Below are 9,484 nucleotides of genomic sequence, written 5' to 3' on the forward strand. Positions count from 1 at the left end.
GTTCAGCCGCCGCAGCGGCCTCTTGCTCCTGTCGCAGCCTTAACGCTTCGGCAGCCTGCTGTGCCGCAAGTTCGGCAGCTTCTTGGGTGGCCTGTTCGGCAGCGCGCTGGGCGGCGTTTTCGGCGGCCTCACGTTCGGCTCTTTGACGCTGCGCTTCACGTGCAGCCTGCTCGGCAGCACGGCGGGCCGCAGCTTCTTGCGCTGCCTGCTCTCTGGCTGCTCGCTCTGCTCTTTGCCGCTCCGCCTCACGTGCAGCGAATTCGGCAGCGCGCTCGGCGGCCAGGCGTGCCGCCGCTTCCTGGGCGATCTTCTCAGCGGACTCGCGCGCAGCTCTCAGCCGGGCCTCCGCCTCGGCTTGCTCGGTCAGTTTCTTGGCAGCCAGGGTGGCGCGGCGGCGCGACAAGGCCTGGGTTTTTTTGTAGGCCTGTGAGGCCTCTTGCAACAGGTTCTGCAACCCAAGCTCGAGCTGGACATGGGCTGCGTCGATCTGGGCTTGCAACAAACGCCGAAGTTCAGCGGCACGCGCTTGTTGCAGGGCCAGCAGGTCGGCGGCCCGCTGATCCTGCTCTTGCTGCCAAGGGCGCAAGGCTGCGGCCCGGGCCAGGCGCTCAGCGGCCTGGCGGCGCTGGGCTTGCTGCTGGTCTTGCTGCAGCTGCCGGGCCAGGCCGTCGGCCTGCGCCAGGGCCGCGCCCAGTGCACCACGCCAGGCATGGATGCGGGCCTGTGCCTGTGCCAGGCTGGCGCTCACCAGCACGGGCCAGCTCAGGCGTTGGGCCAGGGCCGTGGCTTCAAGCCCGGCCTGGGCCAGGCCTTGCCGGGCCTGTGTTTGCAGGGCCTGGCAGACTTGCAATGCCTCGTGCTGGCGCTGCTGCAATAGCTGAGCCAAGGCCTGGGCACGGGCCGCCGCTTGCGCAAGCCTAGCGGCCTCGGCCCGCTCGGCGGCCAGATCCAGCTCCTCGACCCAGGGCAAATGCTCGCGGCTGCGCCGCTTGGCGGCGGCGGGAGCGGCCGTGCGGTCGCCCAGCGCCGGCAAGACCTCATCGACAAGCTCGCCCGCCGGCCCAGGCTCGGGCAAAGCGGTGGGCGCTGTGCGCCCACTGATGTCCTGCACATCGACCACATCAACCATAGGCCAACGCTTGCCGGCGCGGGCCGCCGCGGCCGAGGGCGCAACCGGCAACTGACGGCCCTGGAACATGGCGGTGTTGGCGTTCAAAGTCTCTTGCGAGATGCTGAGGTCCAGCGGCTTGTTGAGCGCGCGCAGGCGCAGGTTGAAGTCGTCCAAGACCTTGTCCAGGTCAAAAGACGAGGTGCTTGAAGAGGATGAAGAGGAAGAGCGGGAGGAATCCCAGGAGTCACCGGCGGCCATGCCGTATTGTGATGGCCGCGGCCCGCAACGCCCGTCCGGCGAACTACCAACGGCAGCCCTTGTCCCGCAAAGCATCGGCGGCAAGGGGCAGCGCCGCCAGCAGGCCGCCTTCGGCATAGGCCTTGCGGCAGTCCTGCTTGGCGGCGTTCTCCATCTCCTGGCTGAGCTTGGACTTGCGCTCGGGCGGCGTGGGCATCAAGTCCAGCACTCCGCGGCTGCCGCGACCCGACAGCTCCCCACCGCGCGGCCGTGGCGGCAGGGACAGATTGAGCTGCAAAGGCGCTTGCGGCGCCGAGGCCGAGGCCGAGGGCGGCGTGGCCACATCGTGCCCCAGGCGCGAGCCCGCATCCGGCGCGCCCAAACGGCCTTGCGGCGGAACGGCCGCGGGTGTGCGGGCCTCGGCCGAGGCTTGCGCCGCGCCCGGGTCGAGCGCTGCAGGCGCGGGCGCCAGCGCCGGCGCGCGCTCCAGGCCGCTGGAGGCCAGCGGCTTCAAGACCGGTGGCGCTTGCAAGGGCTGGGCGGCCAGGCTGGGCAAGGCGGCAGGCTCGGGCAGGACCTTGCTGGGCTGCGGCGGAGCTTCAGCTGCAACGACTGGCACCGGCACCGGAGCAGGCTCGGGCCGGCCCTGCAAGGCGGGCAAAGCCGGGGCGAGTTCCAGGGCCTGGGGCGCCGTTTGAGCGGCGCCCGGCTTGAGCGAGGCCCTGGCAGGGGCGCGCTGCACGGCCGGGCCAGCGGCCGCATCAAAAGCCTTCAGCTGAGCTGGGGCCTCGGGCGCGGCCGGCAGCGCCTCAAACTTGGGCACATTCAACGGCGCCGGCGCGGGCAGAGCCTGGCTGGGCAAGGCGGCCACGGCCGGCACCGCAGAGACAAGCCGCGGCGCCGGCACGGCCTCGGCCGCAAGATTCGGCCGAGGCTCGGGCTGAGGCTGAGTCGGGGCTTCGGTCTGAGCCTCGGCCGGTGCGGCCTGCCAGGCTCCGAGCCGGGCCGCACCGGGCTGGCTGGCTTGGGGCTGATCGGCCGCGGGCAAGGGGCGCGGCGCCCCGCCGAAGCGCGCCTGCTTGGCCGGGCCCGGCGGGCCGGCGTTGTCCTCGGGCAGGGGTGGCGCGCCGCCGGGGTCACCGTTTTCGGGGCCACGCAGGCTGATGTTCAAACGGCCCCAGACGCCCTCGCCCGGCTTGGCCGTGCCGCCCGGCGCATTGCCCAGCAGCAGCACCAGCCAGACATGCAGCAGCGCCGCCAGCAGCAGGCTTTGCTTGAGCTGGGCCTGCGGCAGCGGCTTGGCACGCGGCTTGGTGGCGCGCGGGCGCCTGCCTGGGGCGGCGGCAAAAGAAAGGAGTCGGGCTTGGAACACGTGGCGGGCCAGGCGGGCAAAAGCAAAAGGCTTTGGCACCAGTCTAGCTGCGCATTTGAGCGGCGGAAGCGCGCTCGGCCTGACTTCAGGCTTAGTCGCTCTGCCCGGCCTGCTGCCGGGCCTTGATATCGTCGGGCGACCAGAACAGCCATCCGCGCGCCTCCATCAGCTCGCGGATGGCCTGGCTTTGGCCCTGGTTGACCTTGCCGGCGATCAGGCCCAGGCGCACATGCATCGTGGGCAAGGCCATGCCGGCCTCGACCATATCCTGCTTCAAACGGGCCAGCACGACGCTGCGATAGCGCTCCGAGGTGAAGAGCTTGAAGCGCCCGGCCGGCACCTCGTGCTCCTCCTGCATCTGCGCCAGCTTGACGCCGGGCGTGTCGGCATAGGACTTGGCCTCCAGCGCCAGCAGCTCGCCGCGCGCCAGATGCAGGGCCACCATATCGATGCTGGGCCGGGGCGCCGAAGTCTTGCCGATCTGGCGCTTCTCGTCCTGGCTCAGATTGACCTTGACGGCACGCCGCACCCAGAAGCCCTCGGCCTCCAAAAGCCTTTGCACCGCTTGTTCAAAACCGTCTGTGTGGGTCGTGCTCGTCATCGCTTTTACTGCTTGTGGGGATCGCTAGCTGGCGCGGGATTCTAGCCAGGCGCAAGACATGAACAAACCAGATCAATCAAACGAAGAAATCTCGCTTTTTTCTCAAGCCGAGTCCGGACACCATCCGCAGCCATCACAAGGGCTTTGGACAAAGGCGTATGGACCATCCGACCGATCTGGACTTTGATTGCACGAGCGCGGGCTACCGCATGCCCGCCGAATGGGAGCCCATGGCGGCCACCTGGCTGGGCTGGCCGGTCTTGCAAAACCGCGAAGAGCTTTGGGGCGAGCATTATGAGGAGGTCTGCCGCGCCTTTGCCCTGCTGGCCCGCACGATTGCCCAGGACCAGACCTGCATCGTCGCCGCCCACCACCCGCAAGCGGCACGGGCGCAAGCCCTGTGCGGCCCCTCGGTCCAGGTCCTGGCCCTGGACCTGGAAGACAACTGGGTGCGCGATTGCGGCGCCATCTTTCTGAACCAGGTCGGCGGCGCTGGCCAGCTGGCCCTGGGCTTTCGCTTCAATGCCTGGGGCGAGAAATACCAGCCCTACGCGGGCTGCACCCGCCTGGCGCAGGACATGGCCGAGCATGCGGGTCTGCCCCTGCAGCGCTCGGACATGGTGCTGGAAGGCGGCTCCTTCTACGTTGACGGCCAAGGCACGCTGCTGACCACCGAAAGCTGCCTGCTCAACCCCAATCGCAACCCCGGCATGAGCCGGGCCGAGATCGAGCGCGAGCTGCGGCGCATGCTGGGTGTTAGCAAGATCGTCTGGCTGCCCGGCCACGCCGCCGAGGTGGAGACCGACGGCCATGTGGACGGCATCGCCTCCTTCTGCGCGCCCGGCCGCATCCTCTTCAATGCCGCCGACCCGGACATGGGCGACTACCACCGCAGCATGGAAGAAAACCGCCGCGCCCTGCAGCTGGCCACAGATGCCCAGGGCCGCCGCTTCGAGCTGCTGGACCTGCCCGTGCCGCGCGGCGCCGCCAACTACGGCAGCGAGCGTTTTTGCGACTGCTATTCCAACTACATCCTGAGCAATCGCTCCGTTATTTCCACCGCCTTCGGCGTAGCGCAGGACGCGCAGGCGCGGGCCGTCTTCGCCCGCGCCTTCCCGGGCCGGCGGGTCGAGCTGCTGCCCATCGCCGCCATCTCCCTGGGCGGCGGCGCGGCCCATTGCTCCACCCAACAACAGCCCCGGCCAGGAGTCCCAGCATGAATGAACGCCACCTCAGCGTCGCCGCCATCCAGATGGCCTCGGGCGACTGGCATCTGCAAGCCAATATGGACCGCGCCGAGCGCCTGATCCGCCAGGCCGCCGCCGCCGGCGCGCAGCTGATCGTCTGCCCCGAACTCTTTATGTGCCCCTATTTCTGCATCGACCAGAACGTGCAGCATCTGGAGCTGGCCGAGCCCTTTGAGGGCAACCCCCGCATCGCCCACTTTGCCCGTCTGGCGGGCGAGTTAGGGGTGGTGATCCCGATCGGCTTCTTCGAGCGGGCCGGCAACGCGGCCTATAACTCGGTGGCCATGGCGGACGCCGACGGCCGCATCCTCGGCGTCTACCGCAAGACCCATATCCCCGACGGGCCGGGCTATACCGAGAAGTTCTACTTCACTCCCGGCGACACCGGCTTCAAGGTCTGGCAGACCCGCTTCGGCCGCATCGGCCTGGCCATCTGCTGGGACCAGTGGTACCCCGAGACCGCCCGCTGCCTGGCCTTGATGGGGGCCGAAGTGCTGTGCTTCCCCACCATCATCGGCTCCGAGCCGCACAGCGCCGCGATGGACACGGCCGGCCAGTGGCAGCGCACCATGCAAGGCCATGCGGCGGCCAATATGCTGCCGGTGGTGGCCGCCAACCGCATCGGCCGCGAGACCGGCCTGGGCAACGGCAATCCGCAGCAACAAGGGCTTAGCACCTGTTTCTACGGCAGCAGCTTCATCGCCGACCACCTGGGCGAGAAGGTCGCCGAGGCCAACCGGGTGGACGAATGCATCCTGCTCCACCGCTTCGAGCTGGAGTCCATGCGCCTGGACCGCCAGAGCTTCGGCTTCTTCCGCGACCGCCGCCCCGAGATGTATGCCGCCCTGCTCAGCAGCGACGGCCAGCACATCCGCCCCGATCTGCGCCGCCCGGCGCAAGCCCTCCCCTCCGACCGACAGGAATAAAACCATGATCACCCGCAGAAACTTTGGCCAGCATCTGATGGCCGCCGGCTCCGGCCTGGCCCTGCCCGGCCTGCTCAGCCTCCCGGCCCAGGCCGCCACCAATCCCCCGCCCTGGCTGATGCCCGATGAAGGCGCCAAGCACAAGCGGACCTGGATGGCCTTTGGCGCCAGCCGCACGGTCTGGGGCAGCAGCCTGCTGCCCCAGGTGCGCGCCAATCTGGGCCTGATCGCCAGCACCATCGCCGAGTTCGAGCCCGTCACCGTGCTGGCCCGCCCGGGTGAGCTGGGCCTGGCGCGCCAGTACTGCGGCAGCGAGGTGCAGCTGCTCTCCGCCGCGCTGGACGATGTCTGGATGCGCGACAGCGGCTGCGTCTTCGTCAAGAACCCGCAAGGCCAGGCGGCCGGCCTGGACTTCGGCTTCAATGGCTGGGGCGGCAAGCAGGCCTGCGCGCAGGACAAAAAAGTGGCCGCCCTCACCTCGGCCGCGGCCGGCGCCCTGGCCATCAAGGCCGGCCTGATCATGGAGGGCGGCGCCATCGAGGTGGACGGCCAGGGCACGGCCATCCTGACCGAGAGCTGCATCCTCAACAGCAACCGCAACCCCGGCATCAGCAAGGCCACGGCCGAGGCCAGGCTGATGGCCTTGCTGGGCCTGCAGAAAATCATCTGGTTGCCGGGCATCAAGGGCCGCGACATCACCGACGCCCACACCGACTTCTACGCCCGCTTCATCCGCCCCGGCGTGGTGGTGGCGCATTACGACAGCGACCCCTATTCCTACGACCACGCCGTCACCAAAAAGCATCTGAACCTCTTGCGCGCCGCCCAGGACGCCCAGGGCCGGCTGCTGGACGTGATCCCGCTGACCGGCCCCACCCAGACCCGCGGCGGCCGCAACAACCCCGACTTCGCGGCCGGCTACATCAACTTCTACCTGGTCAACGAGGGGCTGATCCTGCCCGAGTTCGGCGACGCCCGCGCCGACGCCATCGCCCGCAACATCTTGCAGGACCTGCTGCCCCAGCGTGAAATCGTGCAACTCAATATCGACGCGATCGCGGCCGGCGGCGGCGGCATCCACTGCGTCACCCAACAGGAGCCCGCATGAAGCTGCAGCCCTCATCCCTGCTGGCCCTGGCCGGCCTGGCCCTGGCCCTGCCCGGCCTGGCGCAGGCGGAGGAAAAAATCCTCAACTTCTACAACTGGTCCAGCTATATCGCCGACGACACCATCGCCAACTTCGAGAAGGAGACCGGCATCCGCGTGCGCTACGACACCTTCGACAGCAGCGAGATCCTGCACACCAAGCTGGTGGCGGGCCGCACGGGCTATGACCTCGTCATGTCCTCCACCGGCTGGGCCCGCATGCAGGCCGACGGCGGCCTGCTGCAACCGCTCAACAAGGCCTTGCTGCCCAATCTGAAGAATATGGACCCGGTGATCCAGGCCCAGGTCCACAAGCTCGACCCCGGCAACCAGTACATGGTGACCTGGCTATGGGGCTACACCACGGTGGGCATCAATGTGGACAAGGTGCGCGCCGCCCTGGGCAGCACGCCCATGCCCGAGAACGCCTGGGACCTGCTCTTCAAGCCCGAGTACGTGGCCAAGCTCAAGTCCTGCGGCGTGTCCTACCTCGATTCCTCATCGGAGGTCTTGCCCGCCGTGCTGCACTATCTGGGCCGGCCGCTGAGCAGCAGCAACCCGGCCGACTACCAGGCCGCCAACGCCCTGCTGAAATCGGTGCGGCCCTATGTGACCCTGTTCAGCTCGGCCGGCTTCATCGACGACATGATCTCCGGCAGCCTGTGCGTGGCCATGGGCTGGTCGGGCGATCTCAATAGCGCACGCCAGCGCGCCATCGAGGGCAAGTCGGGCCAGCGCATCGAGGCCCTGCTGCCCAAGACCGGCGGCATCATGTACTTCGACACCCTGGTGATCCCGGCCGACGCCCCGCATGTGGCCAATGCCCATGCCTTCATGAACTACATCATGCGGCCCGAGGTGCATGCCAGCCTGACCAACAAGCTGTTCTACGCCAACCCCAATAAGGAGGCGCGCCGCTTCGTCCGGCCCGAGATTGCCGGCAACCCCTCCGTCTACCCCAGCGAGGCGGAGATCCAGCGCATGGGCGTGCAAGGCGCCGTCAACAACGATATGCGCCGCCTGATGGCGCGCAGCTTCACCGCCTTCAAGTCGGGCTTCTGAACTCAGCCCTGGTCACACACACGCTGCTGAGCGGCGGGGTCAGGTCTTGCCAAAAAACAGGAGAAACGCGTGAAAACACATGCATTGAACGCCATCGCCGTGGCTCTGGGCCTGGCACTCCCGGGCTGCGCCATCGCCCAGCCGGCCGAGCTGCTGCAGGAGCTGCGCCGCATGCAGGAGGGCATGACCCAATTGCAGGCCCGGGTGCAGGAGCTGGAGTCGCAGCTGAAGGCGGCCACGCCTCAAGCCGGCCAATGGGGCATGACGCCCGAGCAGGCGCGCCAGCTGGGGCGCATCACCGTCAAGACCGAGGCCCTGGAGGAATGGCACGAAAGCCTGGGCCACAAGGGCCTGAAGATCAGCGGCATGATGGACCCGGTCTACCTCTATAGCAGCGGGCAGGACCGGGCCGGCTTCCAGTTCCTCAACGCCGGCGACGGCGGCGAGTACGCCATCGACAACGGCGCCTTCGGCATGGCCATGCTGGACTTCCAGAAGGAGCTGGACGGCGGCAGCCGCTGGCGCCTGACCCTGGCGCCCAACCGGGGCGGCGGCGGCATCGCCATCGACGGCAAGTCCATCATCCACGAGGCCAGCGTTTCTCTGCCCCTGGGCGATCTGCAAACCCGGCTGATCGCCGGCCAGATCCCCGACTGGTCCGGCCACGAGCCCATGCAGGCCACGCTGAACAAATTCATCACCCACAACCTGCTGTTCGACTTCACGCTGCCCGCCGTCTACACCGGCGCCGGCCTGGAGCTGGCGCGCGGCAAGTGGTTGCTCAAGGGCTTGCTGGCCAATGTGAACAGCTCCCGGCGCAAGGCAGGCGAGAAGGCGCCCGCCCTGGTCTACCGCATCGACTACGCCAAGGGCGAGTTCAGCGGTTTCGGCCTGGCCGGCCTGCATGGCCGCCTGCCCAACTACCGGGCCTTGGACCCGGCCGGCAACCCCGTCAGCGGCCTGCCCTACGACGCCAGCGACAGCTGGACCCATACCCTGGAAATAGACGGCTACTTCATCCGCGGCGACTGGACGCTGAGCGGCCAGATCGGCGGCGGCCTGCAAAAGCGCGCCGCCATCAGCGCCGACCCGCTAACTGGCGAGCTGCGTGACAGCCGCTGGTGGGGCCTCTCGGCCCTGGCAGCCTACAAGCTCAGCCCCAAGCTGGAGGCCATGCTGCGGGCCGACTATCTGAGCAACGGCCAGCACGGCGGCGGCGCCCTGGGCTATAGCTTTGCCGATGGCCGCAACGGCCTGGGCCCGGCACCCGGCGGCGACCCCGAGCGCGGCGCCGACCGCTACGCCCTGGCCCTGGGCCTGCGCTACGCCTGGGACGCCAACACCTTGTTCAAGCTGGAATACCGCCTGGACCGCGCCAGCCTGCCGGTCTTTCTGGACCTGGGCGACGACCAGTACCGGCGCAGCAATCAGATCTTCGGCGGGGCCCTGGTGATGAGTTTCTGACTTGGAGCAATGTTCGACTCTCTTTGGAGCTTAAGAGCATGTCACTGAATTTGGCCCGGTGACGAGTCTCAGCCTGGGTTGAAGGCTTGCCGACGCGGCGCGTAGCGCCATCAACCATTTGTCTTGTTTGACGGCCCAGCCGGGAGTTCGCCCCGGCGGGCGACCTACTTTTTTGCTTCGCCAAAAAAGTAGGCAAAAAAGGCGACCCGGAGCCTGGCCCCTGCGGGGTGCGTTGCGGTGCTCAGCTTCGCTGGGCCGCGCCCAACTCACTGCGCTACGCTCCGTTCAGACAAGGGGCGCGAGTCAGACAACGAAGTC

At 68.3% G+C, this 9,484-nt stretch carries 7 protein-coding genes and 1 pseudogene; 5 read left to right on the forward strand and 3 right to left on the reverse strand.

The window, feature by feature from the left end; genetic code table 11:
- The 3 genes and pseudogenes from HNP55_RS19320 to HNP55_RS19330 form a co-directional block, all read right to left on the reverse strand.
- Positions 1 to 1,285: pseudogene (locus HNP55_RS19320) on the reverse strand (hypothetical protein); the annotation flags it as partial.
- 127 nt (positions 1,286 to 1,412) lie between these two features.
- The gene (locus tag HNP55_RS19325) at positions 1,413 to 2,759 is read right to left on the reverse strand and encodes a hypothetical protein (RefSeq protein WP_184303204.1); all 1,347 of its coding nucleotides are present in this window, start codon (positions 2,757 to 2,759) and stop codon (positions 1,413 to 1,415) included.
- A 52-nt stretch (positions 2,760 to 2,811) separates the two neighbouring features.
- On the reverse strand, positions 2,812 to 3,321 hold the full coding sequence (locus HNP55_RS19330) for a hypothetical protein (RefSeq protein ID WP_184303207.1): 510 nt from the start codon (positions 3,319 to 3,321) through the stop codon (positions 2,812 to 2,814).
- Positions 3,322 to 3,479: 158 nt separating this feature from the next.
- Between HNP55_RS19330 and HNP55_RS19335 the strand changes: the two genes are divergently transcribed.
- The 5 genes from HNP55_RS19335 (at position 3,480) to HNP55_RS19355 (ending at position 9,166) form a co-directional block, all read left to right on the forward strand.
- Positions 3,480 to 4,541, forward strand: coding sequence for an agmatine/peptidylarginine deiminase (locus tag HNP55_RS19335; RefSeq protein ID WP_184303209.1), 1,062 nt, complete (start codon positions 3,480 to 3,482; stop codon positions 4,539 to 4,541).
- A complete protein-coding gene (aguB, locus tag HNP55_RS19340; protein WP_184303212.1) occupies positions 4,538 to 5,494 on the forward strand; it encodes an N-carbamoylputrescine amidase in 957 nt (318 codons plus the stop codon). Before HNP55_RS19335 ends, aguB begins: the two co-directional genes overlap by 4 nt.
- Positions 5,495 to 5,498: 4 nt before the next feature.
- Positions 5,499 to 6,602 carry an agmatine/peptidylarginine deiminase gene (locus HNP55_RS19345; protein WP_184303215.1) on the forward strand — a complete coding sequence of 368 codons (1,104 nt, stop codon included), beginning with the start codon at positions 5,499 to 5,501 and terminating at the stop codon, positions 6,600 to 6,602.
- Complete coding sequence (locus tag HNP55_RS19350) at positions 6,599 to 7,702, forward strand: polyamine ABC transporter substrate-binding protein (protein ID WP_184303218.1); 1,104 nt, start codon at positions 6,599 to 6,601, stop codon at positions 7,700 to 7,702. The genes HNP55_RS19345 and HNP55_RS19350 overlap by 4 nt, the downstream gene beginning before the upstream one ends.
- 69 nt (positions 7,703 to 7,771) lie before the next feature.
- Positions 7,772 to 9,166 (forward strand): DUF3138 family protein, encoded by a 1,395-nt coding sequence (locus HNP55_RS19355; protein ID WP_184303221.1) that lies wholly within the window; start codon positions 7,772 to 7,774, stop codon positions 9,164 to 9,166.
- Positions 9,167 to 9,484 lie beyond the last annotated feature (318 nt).

The organism is Roseateles oligotrophus (genome assembly GCF_014204525.1).
Taxonomy (GTDB): domain Bacteria; phylum Pseudomonadota; class Gammaproteobacteria; order Burkholderiales; family Burkholderiaceae_C; genus Paucibacter_A; species Paucibacter_A oligotrophus_A.

Excerpts from the sequence above, each read along its gene's own strand:
- HNP55_RS19330 (WP_184303207.1), bottom strand. The coding sequence starts at position 3,321 with ATGACGAGCACGACCCACACAGACGGTTTTGAACAAGCGGTGCAAAGG.
- HNP55_RS19345 (WP_184303215.1), top strand. The coding sequence starts at position 5,499 with ATGATCACCCGCAGAAACTTTGGCCAGCATCTGATGGCCGCCGGCTCC.
- aguB (WP_184303212.1), top strand. The coding sequence starts at position 4,538 with ATGAATGAACGCCACCTCAGCGTCGCCGCCATCCAGATGGCCTCGGGC.
- HNP55_RS19350 (WP_184303218.1), top strand. The coding sequence starts at position 6,599 with ATGAAGCTGCAGCCCTCATCCCTGCTGGCCCTGGCCGGCCTGGCCCTG.
- HNP55_RS19335 (WP_184303209.1), top strand. The coding sequence starts at position 3,480 with ATGGACCATCCGACCGATCTGGACTTTGATTGCACGAGCGCGGGCTAC.